The sequence below is a fragment of the Micromonospora sp. NBC_01699 genome (assembly GCF_036250065.1).
GTDB lineage: Bacteria > Actinomycetota > Actinomycetes > Mycobacteriales > Micromonosporaceae > Micromonospora_G.
The window spans coordinates 4337585-4361695 of the sequence record NZ_CP109199.1; the positions used below are offsets into that span (position 1 = coordinate 4337585).

14 protein-coding genes are annotated in these 24111 nt (G+C 72.2%); 8 read left to right on the top strand and 6 right to left on the bottom strand.

The annotated features are described in order from the left end of the window. Positions 1–4: 4 nt before the first annotated feature. The gene (locus OG792_RS18670; protein WP_329100579.1) at positions 5–910 is read right to left on the bottom strand and encodes a bile acid:sodium symporter family protein; all 906 of its coding nucleotides are present in this window, start codon (positions 908–910) and stop codon (positions 5–7) included. A 308-nt stretch (positions 911–1218) separates the two neighbouring features. On the opposite strand from OG792_RS18670, the gene OG792_RS18675 reads away from it, so the two are divergent. Continuing rightward, on the top strand, positions 1219–2442 hold the full coding sequence (locus tag OG792_RS18675; protein ID WP_329100581.1) for a hypothetical protein: 1224 nt from the start codon (positions 1219–1221) through the stop codon (positions 2440–2442). Between the two features lie 136 nt (positions 2443–2578). After that, positions 2579–3100, top strand: a complete 522-nt coding sequence (locus OG792_RS18680; RefSeq protein ID WP_329100583.1) for a GNAT family N-acetyltransferase — start codon at positions 2579–2581, stop codon at positions 3098–3100. A 263-nt stretch (positions 3101–3363) separates the two neighbouring features. On the opposite strand, the gene OG792_RS18685 is transcribed toward OG792_RS18680, so the two are convergent. Then, the gene (locus OG792_RS18685) at positions 3364–3702 is read right to left on the bottom strand and encodes a hypothetical protein (protein WP_329100585.1); all 339 of its coding nucleotides are present in this window, start codon (positions 3700–3702) and stop codon (positions 3364–3366) included. Positions 3703–3939: 237 nt separating this feature from the next. Here OG792_RS18685 and OG792_RS18690 point away from each other — a divergent pair, with 237 nt between their 5' ends. Both OG792_RS18690 and OG792_RS18695 read left to right on the top strand, forming a co-directional pair. Beyond that, positions 3940–4989 carry an LLM class flavin-dependent oxidoreductase gene (locus OG792_RS18690; RefSeq protein ID WP_329100588.1) on the top strand — a complete coding sequence of 350 codons (1050 nt, stop codon included), beginning with the start codon at positions 3940–3942 and terminating at the stop codon, positions 4987–4989. 150 nt (positions 4990–5139) lie between these two features. Then, on the top strand, positions 5140–5796 hold the full coding sequence (locus OG792_RS18695; protein ID WP_329100590.1) for a DUF1345 domain-containing protein: 657 nt from the start codon (positions 5140–5142) through the stop codon (positions 5794–5796). 37 nt (positions 5797–5833) lie between these two features. Here the strand turns inward: OG792_RS18695 and OG792_RS18700 are convergent, their stop codons facing one another. Genes OG792_RS18700 through OG792_RS18710 form a run of 3 tightly spaced genes read right to left on the bottom strand, consistent with a single transcriptional unit; the run spans position 5834 to position 9639 of the window. Then, entirely contained in the window at positions 5834–6895 is a 1062-nt protein-coding gene (locus OG792_RS18700) for a Gfo/Idh/MocA family protein (RefSeq protein ID WP_329100592.1), read from the bottom strand. A gap of 48 nt (positions 6896–6943) precedes the next feature. Further along, positions 6944–7606: a response regulator transcription factor gene (locus OG792_RS18705; protein WP_329100593.1), complete on the bottom strand. Its 663-nt coding sequence runs from the start codon at positions 7604–7606 to the stop codon at positions 6944–6946. Beyond that, on the bottom strand, positions 7603–9639 hold the full coding sequence (locus OG792_RS18710) for a sensor histidine kinase (RefSeq protein ID WP_329100595.1): 2037 nt from the start codon (positions 9637–9639) through the stop codon (positions 7603–7605). Before OG792_RS18710 ends, OG792_RS18705 begins: the two co-directional genes overlap by 4 nt. 431 nt (positions 9640–10070) lie before the next feature. Between OG792_RS18710 and OG792_RS18715 the strand changes: the two genes are divergently transcribed. From OG792_RS18715 to OG792_RS18725, 3 genes are all read left to right on the top strand, one after another. Further along, entirely contained in the window at positions 10071–10958 is an 888-nt protein-coding gene (locus OG792_RS18715) for an NAD(P)H-binding protein (protein WP_329100597.1), read from the top strand. Positions 10959–11024: 66 nt separating this feature from the next. Then, on the top strand, positions 11025–13532 hold the full coding sequence (locus OG792_RS18720; RefSeq protein WP_329100599.1) for an ATP-binding protein: 2508 nt from the start codon (positions 11025–11027) through the stop codon (positions 13530–13532). A gap of 348 nt (positions 13533–13880) precedes the next feature. Then, positions 13881–15053: a hypothetical protein gene (locus OG792_RS18725; protein ID WP_329100601.1), complete on the top strand. Its 1173-nt coding sequence runs from the start codon at positions 13881–13883 to the stop codon at positions 15051–15053. A gap of 115 nt (positions 15054–15168) precedes the next feature. Here OG792_RS18725 and OG792_RS18730 read toward each other — a convergent pair whose 3' ends face one another. Continuing rightward, positions 15169–16083: a sulfite exporter TauE/SafE family protein gene (locus OG792_RS18730; RefSeq protein ID WP_329100603.1), complete on the bottom strand. Its 915-nt coding sequence runs from the start codon at positions 16081–16083 to the stop codon at positions 15169–15171. 576 nt (positions 16084–16659) lie between these two features. Here OG792_RS18730 and OG792_RS18735 point away from each other — a divergent pair. Next, complete coding sequence (locus tag OG792_RS18735; RefSeq protein WP_329100605.1) at positions 16660–24063, top strand: SDR family NAD(P)-dependent oxidoreductase; 7404 nt, start codon at positions 16660–16662, stop codon at positions 24061–24063. Positions 24064–24111 lie beyond the last annotated feature (48 nt).

Genomic DNA, 24111 nt, shown 5'->3' on the forward strand with positions numbered 1-24111 from the left:
CGGGTCACACCGTGGTGGAATCCGCCGCCCGGCCGGTGACCTCGGTTCCGGCCGCGGTCCGGCGGGCGGCGACGAAGCCGAAGGCGACGGCGGTGAAGAACATGACGGTGCCGTAGATCACCGACGGCATCGCCATGTCGGTGCTGTCGAGCAGCGCCGGACTCATGCCGATGGTGATGGCCAGCGTCGCGTTGTGCAGACCGATCTCGAACGAGGAGGCGACCGACTCCCGGTGCGGGACCCGCAGCGCGCGCGGCGCGACGTACCCGATCGCCAGGCTGATCAGGTTGAAGACCAGGACGATGACGATGATCTCGCCGATGGTGGCGGCGATGTCGTCCTTGATGCCGCTGAGCGCTCCGGTGATCATCACGACCAGCACCACGATCGACAGCACCTTGACGGTGCGTTCCATCCGGACGGCGAAGTCGGTGAACCGGGCCCGGATGGCCATGCCGACGGCGATCGGGATCAGGACCATGGCGAAGACCTGGATCACCTTGTCGAACTGCAACCCGATCGAGGTGTCCGAGCCGATGAAGCCGGCCACCGCCAGGTTGACGATCAGCGGCAGGGTGAACAGTGCCAGCACCGAGTTGATGGCGGTCAGCGACACGTTGAGCGCGACGTTGCCCTTGAAGAGGTGGCTGTACAGGCTGGCGGTGCTGCCGCCCGGTGACGCGGCCAGCAGCATCATGCCGACGGCCAGTTCGGGACGCAGGTCGAAGGCGACGACCAGCCCCAGACAGATCGCCGGCAGGATCAGCATCTGGCAGACCAGGGAGATCACCACCACCCTCGGGTAACGCATGACCCGACGGAAGTCCTCGACGGTCAGGGTGAGCCCGAGCCCGAACATGACGATGCCCAGTGCGACTGGGAAGAGCACGAGTGACAACCCGGAACCCACGACGTCCACCTTCCGATCGAGGACCGCAAATCTCTACGGATCCTCACATCGGCGCCGCCCACCGCGCATCTCGTGACGTGCGCAATATCGTCGTGGCCGCCCGGCCGCGTACGCCCGCGCCCGGTCCTCGGGTCGAATCCGAACGTCGCGAGCGGCAGCGAGACGACCGGCGCGACGGTGGCGCGCACGGGGAACGGCGGTAGCGTTGCGCAGCCCCCGGCGGGCGGTATAGTCCGGCGGTTGAGCCGTGTCCCCGGCGGCGTGCCTCGCGCGCCCGGGCCGGGCTCCGATCGTATGGAGGATGGCGTATGTCCCAGGCCGCGGAGCTGTTCGACCTACGCGAGGGCACGACCTCGCGGCCGGGCTTCGAGTCCGCCCTGCGCGGCTACGACAAGCGGCAGGTGGACCACTATGTGTCGCAGGCGACCGGCGAGATCTCGAAGCTGACGTCCGAACGCGGATCCGCGTACGCCCAGATCCAGAAGCTGGCCACCCAGCTCCAGCAGCTACAGGCCGAGCTGGCCGAGCTGCACCAGCGGCCACCGCAGACGGACCGGGCGTCCTTCCGCCAGCTCGGCCCGATGGTCGAACAGATCCTGGCCCTGTCCGACATGCAGGCCGAGGCGATCGTCAACACCGCCGCGCAGCAGGCGTCCGAGCACCAGGCCGAGGCGGAACGGGTTCTGACCGAGGCCCGTGATCACGCCGAGAAGTTGATCGCCGACGGTACGGCCGCCCTACAGCAGGCCGAGCAGGAGGCGGACCGGATCAACGAGCAGAGCATCCAGCAGGTCGAACAGGCTCGGGCCGAGGCCGAATCGATGCTCGACGCGGCCCGTACCCAGGCCCAGCAGGAAATCGAGGCGGCCCGTACGCAGACCCAGCACGAGCTGGCCCAGTGGAAGGCCCACGTGGAGCGGGAGGTCACCGAGCGGCAGGCGGCGGCCGAGGCGGACCTGACCCGCTGGCGCTCGGCGGCCGAACAGAAGAACGCGGCCCTCCAGGCGGAGGCCCAGCAGTACTCGGCCGACCTGCACCGGCGCGCCGACGAGCAGGCCGCCGCCCTTGAGCAGCAGCTCGCGGTCGCCCAGAAGGAGATCGAAGCCCGGCAACAGGCGCTGGCCCAGCTCCAGGCCGCACAGGAGACCGCCCAGCAGCGACTCGCGCAGTCGCGCCAGGAGCGGGCCAGCACCGAACGCGATGTCATCCAGCTACAGCAGCGCCTCGGCGAGGTCCGTCAGGACATGACCGCCGAGCTCACCCGGTTGGACGACGCCCGGCAGGCGGCCGACTCCGCCGAACGGCACGCCATGGAGGTACGGGCCAGGGTGCAGCGCGAGGCGAAGCGGGTGGCGGACCGCGCGGCGGCGGCGGTCATGGCGGCCGCCGCGATCAGTGCCGAGACCGGCGAGTACCGGATGGTGGCGGTCCCGCCGGCAGCCAACCGGGCCGTCGTCGAGCCGGCCGAGCCGACCAGCGACGGCAGCACCGCCGAACACCCGATGCTCAACGGCGACAACGGCCGACACTGACGGCGGCAACGGCCGACACCGACGGGGACAACCGACGACGCTGAGCGGCGCGACCGGACGCCGTTGGCCGACGGTTGCGACGATGGCGGGGAGCCGGCATGGCAGGAGCCCGGCAACCCCCGAGGGACGTGGTCGGATGAGGATCCGCGAACTGGACGCCGAGGAGCGGGCGGAGCTGAGTCTGCCGTTGCAGACCTACTCCTTCCGCCCCTCGCCCCGCGGAAACGGGAGCGACGACCAGCTGCGTCAGTTGCAGCCGTACCTGCGGGACAACCTCACCCTGGTGGTGGAGGACGGTGGCGACGTCGTCGCCGAGGCGTCGGCGATCCCGATGCGCCAGAACGTACGCGGGCTGGTCTGCCCGATGGCCGGCATCGCCGGGGTGGCGAGTAACCCGCTGCACCGGCGCCGGGGCCACGTGCGGACCCTACTGACCGAACTGCTCGGCCGGATGCGGGACCGGTCGCCAGCCGACCCGGCTGCGGCGTACGCGCTCGGCGAAGGCGGCGGCCACCGTCGACTTGCCGACGCCGCCCGGACCGGTCAGCACCTCCACGCCGCCGGTGGGTCGACGCAGCGACCGCCACAACTGCCGGGTCAGCTCGTCGCGGCCGCGCAGCACCGACGGCAGCCGCCCGATCGGTTCCCGCACGGGTAGACCGACCACGTCGGGCGGGTGGCGGTCGTCGGCGTCGAGCTGCCGCTGCCGTCTGTGGCGCGGGATCAACCAGGCGAGCGCCGCGACGGCGGTGCCGAGGATCGAGAGCAGCAGATCGGCGTCCATCCTGGTGGATCCTCCCGGCCGTGGAGGTTCGTCGGCACACCCGACAGCAGGGCGTACGGCGCTCCGACGGCCAGGATAGTGGCCGATGCCAAGCTCCCGGCCGGTCTACCGACCGGTGCGGGCACCCGGTCCGGTGTTCAGCCGCAGTGGACGTCCGGCAGGATGTAGCCGCCGCTCCCGACGACCTGGCCGCCGAGCTGGTACGTCCAGACGTCGGAGGTGCGGCAGACGTAGGTGGCCACCCCCATTCCGCTGGCGGCGTACTGCTGGGGGCCGCCGGCCTGGCTGCGCAGCAGCACCAGGTACGCCGGCTGCCAGCCGTTGTCGCAGGCGAAGCCGCCGGTGACCTCGACCTTGCCACCGTAGTGGGCGATCGAGTAGATCCCCTGACAGGGCGCGGCCTGGGCGGCGCCGGCCGGGACGAGGACGGCGGCGGCCGTGATGGCGGCGGCAACGGCCAGCTTGATGATTTTCACGGTGATCCTTCGCGGTGGGGGCGGGTGGATCGGTGGCGACGCAAGGATCGTAGGTTGTCGAACAATGCGTTGCAATATCCGAAGAGGATCCCGCAAATTTCCGCGCATGGGCTCCGGCTTGGAACCGAGACGAGGGGACGCCACGAGGTCGTTTCCGCCCTCCGGTCGTTGCGATCTCCACAGGAAACGATAATCATGTCTGTTTAGGACGCGCGGCCCGGCCACCGGAGGAGGACCATGGAGCCCACCGCCCCGGTGCAGGCGCACCTGTTCCTGCTCGCCGGACAGCACCCGGACAGCACCCACGCCGAGACACTCGCCGCCGCGAAGGAATACGCGCTCGCCGGCGAGGCCGCGGACTACGCCGGGGTGTGGATCGCCGAGCACCACTTCATCTCGTACGGCGTCTGCCCGTCGGCGCTGGCCTTCGCCGCGTACCTGCTCGGCGCGACCCGGCGGATCACCGTCGGCACCGCGGCCTGCATCCTGTCCAACCGACACCCCGTCGCCCTGGCCGAGGAGACGGTACTGCTCGACGAACTCTCCGGCGGCCGGTTCGCGCTCGGCGTCGGGCGCGGCGGGCCCTGGGTGGATCTGGAGGTCTTCGGCACCGGCCGGCAGCGGTACGCCGACGGCTTCGCCGAATCGATCGACCTGCTCGCGAGCTGGCTCTCCGGAGCCGAGAGGGTCACCGGAACGGGCCGTTTCCCGTTCCGCCCGGTGCGGGTGGTGCCCCGTCCCCGCCGGCCGATCCCGGTGTGGATCGCGGCCACCTCCGCGTCGACCGTCGAACTGGCCGCCCGGCACGGGCTTGCGCTCCTGCTCGGCATGCACGCCGGTCACGCCGAGAAGGCCGAACTGCTCGACCGGTACGGGCGGGTCGCCACCGCACACGGCCACGACCCGTCGACGGCCGCCCACGCCAGCGCCCACCTCGCCTACGTGGCCGACACCGACGAGGCCGCCGAGGCCGACGTACGGACGAACCTGGCCGCGTTGCTGACCGGGCTGGACGACTACGTCCGGCTCGACGACGCACCACCGGCCGGGGCGCCGGACCGAACCGCCTACCTGGAACGGTTGCTCGACATCCACCCGGTCGGCGGTCCGGACAGGTGCCGCGAGCGGCTCGCCGAGGCCGCCGCGCTGCCCGGCGTACGCCATCTGCTGTTGATGGTCGAAGCCGGCGGTGGCCGACGGCCCACCCTGGACAACATCGCCCGGCTCGCCACCGAGGTACTCGAACCGGGTCTCATGGCCACCCGCGCGGCGCCAGCGTTCGGCTGAGCGGTCGGCCACCCCGGCCCGCCGACGACCCGCCGTGGACAAAGTCGACCCTGCCTCGTTAGGGCATGAGGGACGGGCGCGGCGGCCGATGTCGGGCCGATCGGGCCTCGACGGACGGCCGGAAGAGGTGACGACGATGCTCGGGCGCTCGTGTTGAGCAGGCTTCCGGCGGCGGCCCAGCGGGTGCGCGCCGGGGTGGAACTGGCCGTGGTCGCGATCATCGGCCTCTGCGTCGGGGTTCCGGTGGGTGTCCTCTACTCGCCGATCCTCGGCCCGCTGGCCGGTTGGGACGCTGCCGCCATCGCCTACCTGCTCTGGATCTGGACGATCATCTGGCCGATGGGCCCGGAGCAGACGGCGCGCCTCGCGCTCCGGGAGGACCCCAGCCGCACCGTCCGCGACCTGCTCCTGCTGGGGGCGTGCCTGGTCAGCCTGGTCGCGATCGGCTTCGTGCTGGCCGAGGGCAACCCGCCCGACCTCGGTCAACCGATCCGGGTCGGCGCCGCCATCGTGAGCATCGTGGTGTCGTGGAGCGTCGTGCACACGGTGTTCACCGCCCGGTACGCCCGGCTCTACTACACCGGGGTCGACGGTGGGATCGAGTTCCACCAGACACCGCTGCCCCGGTACGTCGACTTCGCCTACGTGGCGTTCACCGTCGGCCTCACCTTCCAGGTGTCGGACACCGACCTCACCACCACCGAGATGCGGGCCACCGTGCTCCGACACGCGCTGCTGGCGTACCTCTTCGGGGCCGTGATCGTCGGTGCCGCCATCAACCTGGTCGCCGGCCTCGCCCACCCGTGAACCGGTGCCCGCCCGTCCGGCCCGCCCCGACGCCCCGTCAAACGGTCGTCCACGCCTCGGTGGTCGTACCGACGGTGCGATCGACATCGGCGGCGTGCTCAACGGCCAGGGCGATCAGGTGGTCCTGTGCCCCGTCCGCCAGCGGGTACGGTGCCGGCCCGGCACCGCGTACCCAGGCGGCCATCGCCTGCAACAGGGTGGCGGTGGCGATCTCGTCGTCGTTCCACCGCAGACCCGGATAGGGGTTGCGGTACAGCACCTCCGAGCCGAGGGTGACGGCACCGGTGTCGAAGCCGTCGAGGTCGAGGTCGTACCCGGTCTGTCGACGTACCAGCGGTGAGCGCACGATCGTACGAGCGGCGGCCAGGTGCACCACCTCGTCGTCGCGCAACTCGCCGTGCGTGCCCCGGACCAGAATCCGGCGGAACCGCAACTGGTTGCGCGACTGGTTGTCGGTGAAGTCGTAGAGCCCGGAGCGGCCGTCGCCGAAGTCCAGCGTGGCGATGGTGGTGGTGGCGGGCTTCGGCACCGGATCGTCCGTCCAGCCCGAACGGGTCTGCGGATCGAGCAGCGGCGCGGTGGTGCGGGTGGCCCGGACGCTCGCCGGTGCGTGACCGGCGCCGAGCAGACCCCGGATCAGGGACACGGCGTGGTACTGGTGCGTCGAGGACACCTGCACCTGGGTCGGCGTACCGATGATCCCGGAACGCACCGCCGCCAGCCGCGCCGCGTGCGCGGGCATCAGCAGGTACTGCTCGGCGACCTGCACCAGGCCGGACCCGCCGACCGCGTCCCACAACCGGCGCAGGCCGGCCAGGTCCGGCGCGGGCGGGGTCTCGGTCAGCACCGGGACACCGCGGGCCACCGCCTCCGTCACGATGTCCGGGTTCACGGCCCGGGGCAGCGCGGTCACCACGAAGTCCGGCCGGACCGAGTCCAGGCAGGCGGCGAGCGAGTCGAAGCCCGGCACCGGCAGTTCCCGAGGGGTGCGGACCACGGCCCCGACGCAGGTGACGTCGGGTAGCCGGGTGGACAACCGCCAGAACGCCTCCGCCCGCCAACCGAATCCGACCAGCGCGAACGACATCCTGTCCGTCATCGGGCAACCGTAGGCCAGCGCCGCCGGATCCGCCGTCGGCCGGCGGGCTCACCGCCGGCCGAGGCCGCTCTCCCTGGCCCGTACGATCGCCTGGGCCCGGTCGCTGACGCCGATCTTGACCAGGACGTTCGACAGGTTGTTCCGTACGGTCTTCGGACTGAGGGCGAGCAGTTGCGCGATCGTGTGGTTGTCCAGACCCCGCGCGACATGGTGGAGAATCTCCCGTTCCCGCTCTGTCAACTGGGGAAAGGCCGCCGGCTCGCCGGCGGCGCGGGTCAGGAAACCGACCGCTCGGACCCCGATCTCGGGACCGAGCAGCAGTTCGCCCTCGGCCACCGCCCGTACCCCGCGCTCCACCTGCTCGGGTGAGGCACCCTTGAGCAGGTAACCGGACGCCCCGGCACGCAGGGCGCCGAACAGCGAATCGTCGTCGTCGAACATCGTGATGACCAGCACCGCCACCGCCGGATACCGGGTACGGACCAGCCGGGTGGCCTCCACCCCGGAACGATCCCCCAGATTCAGGTCCATCAGCACCACGTCCGGCGTACGGTCGGCGACCAGGTCCAGCGCGGAGTCGACGTCGACCGCCTCGCCGACGCACTCGATCCCGGCCAGCGTGCCCAGCAAGGCGGTCATGCCCAGCCGGAACACCGGGTGGTCGTCGACAACCGCCACCCTGATCGTCCGCTCCCCCGCACCCCGGCTCATCGGGCGCCGATCGGCAGGAACAGCCGGACCCGCGTACCGGTCCGCAGCTCCGTCGCCCGGTCCGGACCGATGGTCAGGTCGGCGCCGATACCCTCCGCGCGTTCCCGCATCGACCGGGTGCCGACGCCCACGGTCACCTCGGCGCCGATGCCCACCCCCTGGTCCGTCACGCACACCTCCAGGCCGTCCGGCCCGCTCGTCACCTCGATCGTGCACCGGTCCACGTCGGCGTGGCGGTGCACGTTGCGGACCGCCTCCGCCACGATGCCGTACACGGCGGTCGCCACCGGCTCGGGCAGGCTCACCGGCGCCGCCCGTACCCGTACCGTCAGCCCCGCCGCGGCGTACCGTTCCCGCAGCCGGTCCAGGGCCGGCAGCAACGCGCCGTCGTCGAGCAGCGGCGGCAGCAGGTCCCGGGCTATCTCGCGGACCCCGACCGCCTGCCGGTCCATCTCCTGGACGAGCTGGTCGAGCAGGTTGTCGGCCGCCGCGATCTCCGGCAGGTGCCGGTGCGCCCGGAGCATGTTACGGCCGGCGGCCAACGCCAGCGCCACCCCGCTCAGTGCCGGACCGAGGTCGTCGTGCAGATCCCGACGCAGTTTGCGGCGTTCCTCGTCGCGGCCCCGGGCCAGCCGTAGCCGGGACCACTCCAGGTCACGCTGGGCCACCGCGAGTTCGGCGAGCGCCGTCACCACCGGCGCCAGGTCGGCCAGCACCGAACTGGCCCGTCCGTCCAACCGCTCGCCCGCCCGTGGCCAGGCCCGCAGCACCCCGACCGGGCGGTCGCCGTTGACCAGACGGACGGTCAACGGCGGGCCGGCGGGGGCGACCTGGCCCGCCGCGGCGGGCCGCTGCGGCCCCGCCGGGTCACCGGTGAGCGTTATCGTGGCCGCCGCCAACCGCAGCGAGTCGGCGATCCCGTCGGCGACCGCGTCGAGCATCTGGGTGCCCCGGTCCGCCGCCCGCAACCGGTCGCCGACCAGACGGATCAGCGGACGCCCGCCGTCACCGTGCACCAGCAGGTCCACCCGGCGCTGCACCCACTGGCGCAGCGGCTGGAACGCGGCCGCCAGCAACGCCGTCACCACCACCTCGGGTACGACCGAGGAGGTCGGCACGACCGTCTTCAGCAACAGCACACCCAGCGTGTACGACGCGATCACCAGCCCGGTCATCAGCGCCCAGACCAGGGTCCGGCGGACGGTGAGCTCCAGTCCCCACAGTCGCTGGCGCAGCACCACCACCAGGACCGACGCCGGGAAGAACGCCTGCGCGACGAGCATCAGCAGCGGGGAGAACGGGACCGGGACGGTGACCGGCAGCAGCGGGTTGAGCGCGAGCGGGAGGAAGGCCGCGCAGAGCAGCAGCGTACCGACCGCGAGCCAACCGAGGCCGTGCCGTTGCTGCGGTGGCAGCGTACGGCGGCGTCTCAGCACCCCGACGGCGGCGGCGCACCCGAGCAGCACCAGTACGGGCTCCAGCCACGGTTCCACCACCGCGCGTACGCCGAGCAGGGTCGGATCGGTGAGCGGGATCGCGTGCAGCCCGTCGGGCAGCGTGAGTACGCACGCCTGCGCCACCACGATGAAGGCGGTTCCGATGCCGACCGCGATCCGTGCGGTCCGGTCGGCGGGCCGCACCGGAAGGAGCCACGGCAGCACCACGATGAGGGCATAGAAGCCCGGCACCCAGATCCAGTAGGTGCTGGCGAGCACCTGGCCCGGACCCCACAGGTCGGGCCACCGCCCGACGACCATCCACCAGCAGGCGGCCGCCGCCGCCGACGCCCCGCCGAGCCCGGCCGCCGCCATGATCCAGGCGGCCAGGTGGGCCCGGCGCAGCAGCGTCAGCCAGGCGACCACCCCGTAGATCGCGCCGACCATCAGGTCCACCAGCGTGTAGAGCATCCACGGGTCCCACGGCGGGGCGGCCACCCACCAACAGACCACCGAGCCGACGCTGAGCAGGGTGGTGATGGCGAGCACCGCCCACGCCGCGACCGGGGCTCGCCGGTCGACACCGGCGACCGTCATGGCCCCTCCCCCGGTCGGCCTCGTACGGGACCCGGTCCGGGCCCCCGCGCACCGTCCACAGTGCTGTCACCTGCCCCACTTGCCCATCCCGTGTCCAGACGAGAATCTCGACAGGTCGGAGAAGAAGGACACCGAAGGGGCGTCCCGGTCCACCAGTGACCGGAGTCCCGACCGACCGGGACAGTCGCCGCCCGTTGGCGCTCGACGAGGATGTCGTATTGACGAGACTGCCCGCGCACCGAGAGTTATTTCCGCAGGTCAGAACGAACATGAACAGCCTGTTCGCGTTTGCCGGACCACCGCCTTCCGGATAAGGATGGGTCAGTTCGAGCGCGGGTCCGCCATCGACCGACACACCGAGCAGCGCACCAACCGGTGCGCCGTTCGGCGTGCGCGCCGAACATTCTCACCACCGAAAAGGGGAGGACCCAATGACAATTCTGGTGACCGGCGCGACCGGACACGTGGGCCGGCTCGTGGTCGAGCGGCTGGTCGAGGCCGGCGCGCGGGTACGTGCGATGACCCGCGCGCCCCGGTCGGCCCGGTTCCCGGCCGGCGTCGAGGTGGTGCACGGCGACCTCGCCGAGCCGCCGACCCTGGCGGGCGCCCTGGCCGGCGTCGATCGGATGTACCTCTTTCCGGTTGCCCAGACCGCGCGCGAGGTGGTCGATCAGGCGAAGCGCGCCGGCGTACGACGTTTCGTGGTGCTCTCCTCCGGTGCGGTGACCGGCGGCTTCGACACCGACTTCCACCTTCCGGTGGAGCGGGCGGTGGAAGAGTCCGGTCTGGAGTGGACGCACGTGCGCCCCGGCGAGTTCATGCTGAACCGGCTCTGGCTGTGGGGTCCGTCCATCCGGTCCGAGAGCGTGGTCCACGAGCCCTTTCCCGAGGTGTCGTGGTGTCCGGTGCACGAGCGTGACATCGCCGAGGTCGCCGCCGCCGCGCTGCTGCGGGACGGGCACCACGGCAGGGCGTACGACCTGAACGGGCCGGAGCTGATCAGCCGCCGGGACCAGGTGCGCGCCATCGCGTCGGCGATCGGTCGCTACGTACGGCTGGACGTGGTGACCCCCGCGCAGGCCCGGGAGATCTACCTGAAGCAGGGCGGCTTCGCCGCGGACAACGCCGACTTCCTGCTCGGGTTCGAGACCTACTCGGGCGACGAGGCCGACCCGGAGTCGATCGAGGAGCTGGACCTCGCCACCCTCGGCCCGCTGCCCACGGCGGAGCAGGTGACCGGGCGCCCCGGCCGTTCGTTCGCGCAGTGGGCCCGCGACCACGCCGTGGACCTGCGCGCCGATCACCATCGAATTGCGTGAATTCGTTCGGCTACTCTGGGCAGGACCTTCCGAGGTCGGGTACCGGATGCCGGAAGAGGGTGCGGGATGGGGGAAGCCGGCCGGGAGGTGTTGGTCCGGTTCGTCGACGAACTCCGGCGGCTTCGGCAGCTCGCCGGCGCACCGTCACTGAACGCACTGGTCGCGGTCTCCGCCCGGTTGCGGCAGCCACTCGCCCGGTCCACCCTCAGCGACAAGCTCAACGCCAAGTCACTGCCCGACTGGCCGTTCGTCGCCGCGTACGTCAGCGCCTGCTCCGCGTACGCCGAACAGGCCGGCACCCCGTTGCCGGCCGAACTGACCGACCTGGCCCGCTGGGACGCGGAGCACTGGCGGCTGTTGCGGGCGGCGGACGGCCTGCGGGCGAGTGACCGGGTCGCCGGCGCGGCCCACAGCGAGATCGGTCGTCGGGCCTCCCACAGCGAGGTCGGTCGTCGGGCCTCCCACAGCGAGGTCGGTCGTCGGGCCGCCGGCACCACACCACAGCGGCGGCCGGAGGCGTCGGCCCCGGAGCAACAACCCGTCACCCGGGCATGGGTCGTGCCCCGGCAACTACCGGCGGCGGTGCGGCACTTCGCCGGCCGGACGGCACAGGTCGCCGCCCTGACCGGGCTGCTCACCGAGCCGGCGGGCGCACCCGGCACGGTGCTGATCTCGGCGATCGGCGGTACGGCCGGGGTCGGCAAGACCGCGCTCGCGCTGCACTGGGCGCACCGGGTGGCGGACCGGTTCCCGGACGGGCAGCTCTACGTCGACCTGCGCGGTTTCGACGCCACCGCACCGATCCTGAGCCCGGACGAGGCGATCCGGGGTTTTCTGGACGCCCTCGGAGTGCCGCCGGAGCGTGTCCCGGTCGGGCTCACCGCGCAGGCGGCGCTCTACCGCAGCCTGCTGGCGGGCCGGCGGATGCTGGTGCTGCTGGACAACGCCCGCGACGCCGACCAGGTGCGACCGCTGCTGCCCGGCTCGACGGGTTGCCTGGTGGTGGTGACCAGTCGCAACCAGCTACCGGGACTCGTCGCGGCCGAGGGAGCGCATCCGCTCGTCCTGGACCTGCTGCCGGCGGCGGAGTCGCGGGAGCTGCTGTCCCGCCGGCTCGGGCCGGACCGGGTGGCGCGGGAACCGGACGCGGTGGACCGGATCGCCGCCGCCTCGGCCGGGCTGCCGCTGGCACTGTCCATCGTGGCCGCACGGGCGGCGACCCACCCGGAGTTCGGCCTGGGCCGGCTGGCCGACGAGTTGCAGGGCGGCCGGGGCAGCCTCGACGGGTTCACCGGGGGCGAGGCGACCGCCGACGTACGGGCGGTCTTCTCCTGGTCCTGTCGCGGCCTGGACCCGCCGACCGCGCGGCTGTTCCGCCTGCTCGGGCTGCACCCCGGCCCGGACCTGTCGATCGCGGCCGCCGCCAGCCTCACCGGGGTTCCGGTCGCCGGGGTACGGGCACCGCTGGCCGCGCTGACCCGGGCGAACCTGCTGGCCGAACCCCTGCCCGGCCGGTACGCGCTGCACGACCTCCTGCGTGCCTACGCGCTCGAACAGCTCGACACCAACGATCCCGACCCGGTACGCGAAGCGGCGCTGGGCCGGCTGTTCGACCACTACCTGCACACCGCGCACGCCGCCGACCTGCTGCTCTACCAGCACCGGGACTCGATCTGCCTGCCGGCCGTGCACGACGGGGTGGTCACCCCCGAACTGGCCGACCGGGACCAGGCCTGGGCCTGGCTGAGCGCCGAGCACCGGGCGCTGCTGGCCGCCACCGCACTCGCCGCCGGCACCGGCTTCGACACCCACGCCTGGCAGCTCGCCTGCACCCTGAACACGTACCTCGACCGGTTGGGTGCCTGGCAGGAGCAGTCCGGCGTACAGCAGCTCGCGCTGGAGGCCGCGACCCGGGCCGGCGACCGCAACGGCCAGGCCCGGGTCCACCGCAACCGGGCGGTGGCGTGCCTGCGGTTGGGCAACCACGACGAGGCCCGCGCCCACCTGGACCGGTCCCTCGACCTGTACGGTCAGCTCGGCGACCACGTCGGCAGCGCCCGTACCCAGCTCAACCTCGGCATCCTCGCCGAACGTCAGGGCCACTACCGACCGGCGCTCGACCACGCGCAACGGGCGTTCGACCTGTTCGAAGCCGCCGGTCACACCCAGGGCGCGGCCAACGCGTTGAACAACATCGGCTGGTACCACATACAGCTCGGCGACCACCGGCGGGCGCTCGGTTACTGCGAGCGGGCGCTCGTCGCGCAGCAGCGGACCGGCAACCGGTACTGGCAGGCCCACACCTGGGACAGCCTCGGTTACGCGCACCACCACCTCGGCCACCACCGGGAGGCGGTCGACTGTTACGAGCACGCGCTCGCGCTATGGCAGGAGGCCGGGGAGCGGTACTTCGAGGCCACCACGTGGACGCACCTCGGCGACACCCACCACGTCGCGGGCACCCCCGACCGGGCCGGCACCGCCTGGCGGCAAGCCGTCGACATCCTCGACCGGCTCGGCCACCCCGACGCCGCGCAGGTCCGGAGGAAACTGCCGCCGGACAGCGACGAATAGTCCGGGATCGGCTCGTCGGTAACGGTCCACACGTCACGATCCTGCCGTACGAAATCGCTGTCCGGCCGATTCCCGGATAGCGGTACCGGCACCGGCGCAATTGGCGCAGGTCACGGCCACCGTACCGGCCGGGGGTTTCCGGGCGCCGTCCGGATATGCACGACCCGAACAGCCACACAGCGTGTGACCAGGCATTTTGGTGGCTGGTGGTGCATCCCTGACCGTTTTCGTCAATGGATTCCGACGGCAATTCACGAATGGCTTGCACTTTGCTCGAATGCTGGCTGTCGGGGCCTCCCAATGGAGAATCTGTTGTCTCCGGTTCGTACCCAGAGTGAAGGGACCTCCGTGAACCAGACCCACACCAGACGCTTCCGGATCGCGGTCGCGGTCGGCGTCGCGGTGGCGACCGCCATCGCACCGATCGGAGCACCACCCGCGCGAGCCGCGCAGGTCGCGGCGTCGCAGCTGCTCGGTTTCACCATCGGCGCGGACGGCCGCCTCTACTCGGCGTCGCCCGGAGGGTCGTCGGGCGGATCCGGTCCGGTCAGCGGCACCGTGATCGCGCCGCCGGGCGCGGCCGTCAGCGCGGCCCGGCAGCCGGACGGGAACGTCGCCACCTTCGTCATCGGCAACCAGGGCGGGCTCGTCGCCGGATCCACCAGCTCCGCCGGTTCCGGCTTCAGGATCTTCCTCGACGGGTCGGCCGGGCTGGCGCCTCCGGGCGGACAGGTGAGCTCGATCAGCACCCAGGACTCGGTACACGTCTTCTTCGTCGGTTACGACGGGGCGATCTACAGCACGTCGTACCTCCAGCGCGTACAGCCGGGAGCCGGACCACGGCGGGTCTCCGCCGTCGGGATCGCACCGCCCGGCGCGGTCGTCGCCGCGACCCGGCAGTCCTACCTGCCGGGTGCCGTCTTCGTCGGCGTGGACGGCGCCGTGCATTCGGTCTGGCGCGGCGGCACGGGCGCCTGGTCCACGTTCCCGGTGAGTCCGGCCGGTGTGGCGCCGCCCGGCGGCGGCGTCGCCACGGCCTCCACCACGAGCCCGCACGCGTTCTTCACCGGCCAGGACGGACGGCTGTGGCGGGTCGGCCTTTCCGCCGTGCCCCATCCGGAGCCGTGGGAGCCGGTGGCCATCTCGGGGGTGGGTGCGGCGCCGGCCGGTGCCCGTCTCGCGGCGGCGCAGTTCACCGACGGCCGGCTGGCCGTCTTCTTCGCCGCCGCCGACGGTGCGATCCGGGTGGCGACCAACCTCGCCGGCGGCTGGACCGAGCCGGCGGTCGCGAGCCAGCCGGGAATCGCCCGGCCCGGCGGCGCGATCTCGCTCACCGTCGTCGACGACTACGTGTACGTGGCCTGGTGCGGCAACAACATCTGGTGGTGGTTCTTCTGGTGGTGGCGTCGACCGATCCCGCCGCCCCCGGGGCCACCGCCGTGGTACGGCGAGGTCTTCTCGTTCCCGACAACCAACCCGGTCCGGGCCGGATTCAACGTCTCGACGACTCTCTACTGGTGAACGGGTAGTCCCCCGACCGGAACGGATGCCCGGCCCACGACAGCGGGTCGGGCATCCGGCCGTGCCGGTGGACGGCGCCGGGAGCACCGCCGGCCGGGGTCCGGCGGGTCCACGGTCAGCCGGTCCGGGACTCCGGATCACCACCGACCACTACCGGCTGCCGCCGCCGTTGCCCGAGGTGCTGCCGGAACGAGTGGGTGACCGCCGCCGCCCACACCGCGAGGATCACCGCGTAGCAGCCGTACCGGACGGCGGACGGGGCGTCGAGCCAGTCGCTGCGGAGCAGGGTTCGGCTGTTGGTCAGGACGATCATGCCGCCGACCGCGGAGCCGAGGACCCGGGGCGGGACCCTGCGGACGAGCCAGGCCGCGATCGGTGCGGCGACCACGCCGCCGATCAGCAGCGCGAGGACCCAGCCGAGGTTGATGTTCTCCGCGCCGAGCCCGACCAGGAACCCGAGGCTCGCCGCGACGGCGACCAGGAACTCGCTGGTGTCGATCGATCCGATGACCTTTCGTGGTTCGAGCCGGCCGCTGGCCAGGATCGCCGGGGTGCCGATCGGCCCCCAGCCGCCGCCACCGGTGGCGTCGACGAAGCCGGCGAGCAGGCCCAGTGGACCGAGGAACCGCTTGCGCAGCGGCTTGCCCACGTTGTCCTTCGGCAGGTCGAAGGTGGTGAAGCGGACCAGGAGGTAGCCACCGAGGCCGAGCAGGATCAGCGACATGATCGGAGCCGCCGAGTCGGTGGAGAGGCTGGACAGGAGGGTGGCTCCGGCGAAGGCACCGATCGCGCCGGGGATGCCGATCCGGGCGACGACCTTCGGGTCGACGTTGCCGAACCGCCAGTGCGCGGCGCCCGAGGCGAGCGTGGTGCCGATCTCGGCGAGGTGGACCGTCGCCGAGGCGGCGGCCGCGTGGACGCCGACGGCGAGCAGCAGGGTCGTGGAGGTCACGCCGTAGGCCATGCCGAGGCTGCCGTCGACCAGTTGCGCGCCGAGACCGACCAGGGCCAGCAGGAGGATTTTGCGCATGAGGGACCACCAGTTCGTCGGGGTGCAGGTGGGGAAGGGGTCGGAGGTTCCGGTCCGGGCGTGCGGCGACCGGGCCTTCTCGCGGCCGATTCACCTCCCTCCGATCGCTGTCCCGACCAATTAGCCGGGCCCGCCCGAACCATTTTCATACCCATCAGATAGGAATGGTTCTAGGAACCAAACCGACCGAACAAGAGTGCTTTCGCAATTCCGATCGGCCAACTAGATAGTGATCGACATCACTCTTTTCGAGTGGCAGGTAACATTTCGGCAATCAAAGTAGGTCGATACGTAACAGTGCCGCCCAACACTCGCCAGATAACCGCCCACCTCGTGACCAGCTCCCGGCGACGGGCCGTTGACGGGCATCAAATGTCCGGCACACCGCCGGGGTCGCCGGAAAAACTGACCGCCAGGCGCCCTGGTTAGAGAGATTTAACTAGCCTGTAACCAAGCTCCCCTAACTTAATTGGGGCGCGAGATCGATTAGCGCCTATTGACTGCGGGTCCCCTCGGTTGATCATTTGATCCATTCTGTCGCGTCCGAGAACCGCCGCCCGATGAAGTGGGAGTCCGATGAGCCCTGCACCGAACACGCGTGATCTGGTCATCGCCATCAGCGCCGGTAGCCTCCTCGAACCCAGTCCCCGGATCGCCACCGCCGCCCGCCGCGGCGGCGGCCACGGCGTACTGGACCTCGCCTCCGGCGACAGCTGGACACTCACCTGCCTGGCCCAGGCCACCGCCGGATCGGACGAGCCGATCGGCGTACGGGTGCCGGCCGGCTGCGCCGCCACCCCGGCCGACGTCGAGCGGGCCGGACACGGCCGGGTGGACCTCCTCGTCGTACCGCTGGACACGCCGTGGGACCTGGCCGCCGCCGTCGACCGGTACCGGGTGCTGGTCGAGGTGACCAGCCTCGACGAGGCCCACCGGGCGGCCGCCGCCGGGGCGCACGGGCTCGTCGCGCGGGGCATGGAGGGCGGCGGAAAGGTCAGCGAACTCAGCTCGTTCGTCCTGCTCCAGCAACTGGCCGCGGCCGACGGCATCGACCTGCCGATCTGGGTGGCCGGCGGGATCGGTCCCCGTACCGCCGTCGCCTGCCTGATCGGCGGTGCGGCCGGGGTCGTCCTGGACAGCCAGCTCACCCTGATGCCCGAGGCCGAACTGCCCGACGACGTACGGCGCACCATCCGTCGGCTGGACGGGTCCGAGACGGTGCTGGTCGACGGCGTACGCGGGATCCGCCGGGGTGGACCGCACGACACCGCCTCGGCACTGCTGCCGATCGGCCAGGACGGCTGGCTCGCCGCCGTCTTCGCCCGACGCTGGCCGGACACCGCCGCCGCCGTACGCGCGATCCGGACCACGCTGCTCGAAGCGATCGCGCAACCGGGCGCCGGGGACGCGCTGGCGCCGGGCGCCGCCCTCGCCGACGCCCTCGCCGTACGGATACCCGTGGTGCAGGGCCCGATGACCCGGGTCAGCGACGAGGCCCCGTTCGCCGCCTCGGTCGCCGCCGACGGGGCGCTGCCCTTCGTCGCGCTCGCCCTGTCCGGTGCCGAACAGTCCCGCCGGGTGCTCCGGGAGACCGCCGACCGGCTGGGCGACCGGCCCTGGGGCGTCGGTGTGCTCGGCTTCGCACCGGACGAACTGCGCGCGGCACAGCTCGACGCGATCCGCGAGATCAAACCGGCCTGCGCGATCATCGCCGGTGGACGGCCGGCCCAGGCCACCGTGCTGGAGCAGGAGGGGATCAACACCTTCCTGCACGTACCCTCGCCGGGGCTGCTGCGGCAGTTCCTGCGCTCGGGAGCGCGTAAGTTCGTCTTCGAGGGCGCGGAGTGCGGCGGGCACGTCGGACCACGGGCGAGCTTCCCGCTGTGGGAGGCCCAACTGCTGGTCCTGGACGAGTTCCTGGCGGACTCGCCGGAGGACGCCGGGCAGTTGCAACTCCTGTTCGCCGGCGGCATCCACGACGCGCGGTCGGCGGCGATGGTCGCGGCGATGGCGGCACCGCTGACCGGGCGCGGAGCCCGGATCGGCCTGCTGATGGGGACCGCGTACCTGTTCACCCGCGAAGCTGTCGAGCAGGGCGCGATCCAGCCGCTGTTCCACCGCGAGGCGATCGCCGCGACCGGCACGTCGCTGCTGGAGACCGCCCCGGGACACGCCACCCGCTGCCTGCCCAGCCCGTTCGTCGACGACTTCCACGGCGTACGGGAGGAACTGGAGTCGGCCGGCGTCGAGAACCGCCGGGTGTGGGAGCAGTTGGAGCTGCTGAACGTCGGACGGCTGCGGATCGCCAGCAAGGGGGTGCGCCGCGAGGACACCGGCCTGGTCGAGGTCGACGAGACGGTCCAGGCCGTCGAGGGGATGTTCATGGCCGGTCAGGTCGCCGTGCTGCGGCACGCACCGACCACGGTCGCCGAGCTGCACGCGCAGGTCACCACCGAGGCGGTGGAATACCACGCCGTACGGGCCGCCGCCCTGCGCGCCGAACTCACCCCGCCGGCCGTCCCGGTCGAGGAGCCGCCCGCTCCGCTGGACATCGCCATCGTCGGCATGTCCTGCGTCCTGCCCGGCTCCCCCGACCTGCACAGCTTCTGGCAGACCGTGCTCGGCGGCACCGACGCGGTCACCGAGGTACCGGCCGACCGGTGGGACGTCGACAACTACTACGCACCCGAGGTGGGGCCCGGACAGACCGGCCGAATCAGTGTCTCCCGATGGGGCGGGTTCATCGACCCGGTGCCGTTCGACGCGATCCGCTACGGCATCCCCCCGGCGGCGCTGAGCAGCATCGACCCGACCCAGTTGCTCGCCCTGGAGGTGGCCCACCGGGCGCTGGTCGACGCCGGCTACCCGTACGACGGCGACGGTGTCGACCACAGCGCGACCGGGGTGGTGTTCGGGGCCGAGGCCGGCAGCGACATGGGCCACGCCCAGACGTTGCGGACCATGCTCCCGGCCTACTTCGGTGACGTGCCCGCCGAGTTGGAGGACCTGCTCCCCACGGTCACCGAGGACAGCTTCCCCGGTGTGCTGGCCAACGTCATCGCCGGCCGGGTCGCCAACCGGCTCGACCTGGGCGGGCCCAACTACACCATCGACGCCGCCTGCGCCTCGTCACTGGCCGCGATGGACGCCGCCTGCAAGGAACTCAGTGCCGGCAGCAGCGACCTGATGATCTGCGGTGGTGCCGACCTGCACAACGGCATCAACGACTACCTCATGTTCACCTCCGCGCACGCGCTCTCCCCGACCGGCCGCTGCCGTACGTTCGACAGCACCGGCGACGGCATCGCCCTCGGCGAGGGGGTGGCCTGCGTCGTCCTGAAGCGGTTGGCCGACGCCGAACGTGACGGCGACCGGATCTACGCCGTGATCAAGGGCGTCGGCAGTTCCAGCGACGGGCGGGCCCTCGGACTCACCGCCCCGAGGGCGAGCGGGCAGCGGCGGGCGCTGGACCGGGCCTACCACCGTACCGGCATCTCGCCGAAGCAGATCGGCCTGGTCGAGGCGCACGGCACCGGCACCGTCGTCGGTGACCGTACCGAACTGGAGACCCTGACCCGGTTCTTCGACGAGGCCGGCGCGGAACCCGGCAGTTGCGCGCTCGGCTCGGTGAAGTCGCAGATCGGGCACACCAAGTGCGCGGCCGGGCTGGCCGGCGTGATCAAGGCGAGCCTCGCGCTCTACACCGGGGTCAAGCCGCCCACGATCCACCTGACCCGGCCCAACCCGGCGTGGAGCCCGGACCGCAGCCCGTTCACCTTCTACACCGGCGCCCGGCCGTGGGTCGCCCCGGCGGCGCAGCGGTTGGCCGGGGTGAGCGCGTTCGGCTTCGGCGGCACCAACTTCCACACCGTGCTGAGCGCGTACCCGAACAGCCCGGAACCCCGGCACACCCGGCGGACCTGGCCGGCGGAACTGTTCTGCCTGCGCGGCGCCGACCGGGCCGCCGCCCGGGTCCGGGCCGGCAAGCTGGTCGAGAAGCTGTCGGCCCGCGACGAGTTGGGCCGGCCGTGGGCCCTGCGCGACCTGGCCGCCGCCCTGGCCGACGAGTCCGACCACCGCACCGGTCCGGTCCGGATCGCGATCGTCGCCCGCGACCGGGACGAACTCGCCACCCTGCTCGACCGGGCGCTGGCCGGCGAGCACGATCCGGCGCGCGGCCTGGTCCAACCGTCGGACGACCGGGAGCCGGAACCGGGAAAGGTGGCCTTCCTCTTTCCCGGGCAGGGCAGCCAACGGCCGGGCGCGCTCGCCGAACTGTTCGTGGCGTTCCCCGAACTGCGGCACTACCTGCGCCTCGGCGCCGAGTGGGCGGACCTGCTCTTCCCGCCGGCGGCGTTCGACGCCGAGACGACCCGCGCGCAGGAGGACCGGGTACGCGACACCCGGGTCGCCCAACCCGTACTGGGCATCGGCGGGCTCGCCGTCGACCACCTGTTCCGGCGGTTGGGCATCCGACCCGACCTGGCCGGCGGGCACAGCTACGGCGAGTTGGTGGCGCTCTGCGTGGCCGACGCGTTCGACCCGGAGACCCTGCTCGCGCTCAGCCGGCAACGCGCCGACGCCATCCTCGCCGCCAGCGGCGACGATCCGGGCACCATGGCCGCGGTCACCGCCACCGCCGAGCAGGTGGGCGAGGTGCTCGCCGAGGCGGGGCTGGCCGGCGAGGTGGTGCTGGCCAACCGGAACGCGCCGACCCAGGTGGTGATCTCCGGCCCGACAGCCGCGGTCGGCTCGGCGGTGGCGGCACTGCGCGAGGCCGGGTTGTCGGCCCGGAGCCTCGCCGTGGCGTGCGCGTTCCACAGTCCGGTGGTGGCCGGCGGCACCGCCCGGTTCGCCGAGGCCCTGGCCGCCGTCCCGGTACGCGAACCGGCGATCCCGGTCTGGTCGAACCACACCGCCGCCCCGTACGCCGGTGCGCCCGACCGGGTACGCGACCAGCTCGCCGCGCAGATCGGCGCACCGGTCCGGTTCGTCGAACAGATCGAGTCGATGTACGCCAGCGGCGCCCGGACGTTCGTGGAGACCGGCCCCGGTCAGGTCCTCACCAGGCTGGTCCGGGCCATCCTCGGCGACCGGCCGCACCTGGCGGTCGCCGCCGAGCCGCGTCCCGACGAGGGGCTGCGCGGCTTCCTGCTGACCGTCGCCGAACTGGCCTGTGCCGGCGTACCGGTCCGGACCGGCTGGTTGTACCAGGGTCGCGACCCGATGGACCTCGGCGCGGCCCAGCCGACCCCACGTCCGATCTGGACCGTCGACGGCCAGCTCGTACGCGACCAGTTCGGAAACAGCCTGCCCGGCGGGATGACACCCCCACGACGGATCAAGGAGTTGTCGATGACCGCATCGAACGGAACCGGCCTCGGTGGCCGGGACGGCCGGGACGAGTTGCTCAGCGAGTTCCTCCGGACCAGCCGGGACATGATCGCCTCGCAGCGGGACGTGATGCTCGCCTACTTCGGTGACAGCGCCGGCGGGCGGCTGGTGTGGCAACCGTCCCAGGCGTACCAGCCGGTGGTGTTGCCGGGCAACGGCGGCGAGGTCGCCCCGGTGACGACACCGGCGATGGTGGCCGCGCCCCTGGTCGCGGCCTCGATCGCGCCGGTGGGCGCGGTCGAGGTCGCCGCCGCGCCGGTGGCCGTGGCCGGTCTCGACTTCCAGACCGCGATCCTGGACGTGATCAGCGAACGCACCGGCTACCCGGTCGACCTCATCGAACTCGACCTCGACCTCGAAGCCGACCTCAGCATCGACTCCATCAAACGCGCCGAAGTCGCCGGCGAGGTCGCCGCCCGCCTCCGCCTCGCCGTCGAAGGCAACGAAGCCGAACTCGAAGACCTGGTCAAAGCCCGCACCGTACGCACCATGGTCGACTGGCTCAACCACAGGATGCGGTCCACGGCGACCGTGATCCACACGACCGCCGTACTCGGCCCGGCGGGCGGCTCGGGGCGCGGCAACGGGATGGTCGCCACCAGCACGGTAGTGGTGGCCCGACCCGACTTCCAGACCGCGATCCTGGACGTGATCAGCGAACGCACCGGCTACCCGGTCGACCTCATCGAACTCGACCTCGACCTCGAAGCCGACCTCAGCATCGACTCCATCAAACGCGCCGAAGTCGCCGGCGAGGTCGCCGCCCGCCTCCGCCTCGCCGTCGAAGGCAACGAAGCCGAACTCGAAGACCTGGTCAAAGCCCGCACCGTACGCACCATGGTCGACTGGCTCAACCAGAAGATGCAGGGCGACGCCGCCCCGGCCGGATCCTCGGGGGCCGTCGCGCTCACCGCGTCGCCCGGAACCCGCGCGTTGACCGCGACGATCACGGCCACCGCGTCCGCCGTGACGACCGCCCGGCCGGCGGGCCTGGCCACGGCGCTCACCACGATCGGTACGACCATCGCACCGTCGACGGTCCCGACCGCCGACACCGTGGCCGCCACCGCACCGGCGCCGACCGCCGGCCGGGCCGGGATCACGCCGAAACGGCTCCTGCCACAGGCGACGGTGCTCGCGACGCCGCCCGGAACGGCTTCCGACGCCCCGCTCGCCGGGCAGCCCGTCGACGTACTCGCCGGCACCAGCTTCCTGATCACCGGAGCCAGCCCGGCGCTGGCGTACCTCGCCGAGTTCCTTCAGGAGCAGGGGGCGGGTGGGCAGACCGGTGTGCTGGACGAGAAGCAGGCCGGCCAACTCTCCGGGTTCGACGGGCTGATCATGCTCGACGGGTTGACCGGCACCGGAGCCCCGCTGCTGCCCGAGGTCTTCCCGTTCCTCAAGCAGGCGCTCGCGGCCGGGCCACGCTGGCTGATCGCCGCCGGACCGATCGGCGGCGGCGACCGCACCGACGGGCTCGCCGGCCTGTTCCGTACGATCGCCAGGGAGTACCCGCAGGTCACAGCCAGGTACGTCGAGGTCGACGAGACGGCCGATCCGCAGCGGGTGGCCCGCCACCTGGTGGACGAACTGCTGGTCGGCGGGGACACACCGGTCGTCGTACGGGGAGACACCGAGCGGACCACGGTCGACCTCGCGCCGGTGACGCTCGGCGCGGTGGCGACCAGCGGCGCCGGGCCGGCCGGTGACGGCGCCGCCGAGGCCGCCGCGATCGGCCTGGACCGGGACTCGGTGGTCGTCCTGGTCGGCGGCGCCCGGGGGATCACGCCGTGGTTCGCCCGCGCGGTGGCCACCGCGAGCCGGTGCCGGATCGAGCTGGTCGGCCGTACCCCGCTGCCGGCCGGGCCGGAGGATCCGGACCTGGCGTCGGCCCGGGACAGGACCTCGTTGCGCGCGGCGCTGGCCCGCCGGGGCCTGCGGTCACCGGCGGAGATCGAACGCACCACACAGGCGGTGCTGGCCGCCCGCGAGGTCGAGGCGACCATCGCCGAGCTGCGGGAGCTGGGCAGCGAGGTGGGCTACCACGCCCTCGACGTACGGGACGCGGCGGCGACCCGGAGCCTGCTGCTGGACATCGAGCGGACGCAGGGCCGGGTCGACGGTGTGGTGTACGCCGCCGGTGTGATCGAGGACAAGCTGATCGCCGAGAAGGACCCGGAATCGTTCGCCCGGGTGTTCGGAACCAAGGTGGACGGTGCCCGGTCGGTGCTCGCCGGGCTGGACGGGTTGACCTCGGCGCCCCGCTTCGTGGTGCTGTTCGGCAGCATCGCCGCCGCCTACGGCAACCGGGGACAGGGCGACTACGCCGCGGCCAACGACGCGATCGACGCGATCGGCGCCCGGTGGGCGGCCGGCACCGGCAACCGCTGCCTGACCGTGCACTGGGGTCCGTGGGCGCCGGGTGCCGGCCACGGCGGGATGGTCAGCGAGGAGCTGAGCCGGGAGTACGCGCGCCGGGGCATCGAGCTGATCGATCCCGAGTCGGGCGCGTTCAGCCTGCTCGGCGAGCTGGCCTGGGGCGACCCGAAGATCAACTCCGTGGTCTACACCGCCTCCGGCTGGTGACCCGCCACCCGATACGGCGACGGGCGTCGATCCGCCCAGCGACACGGC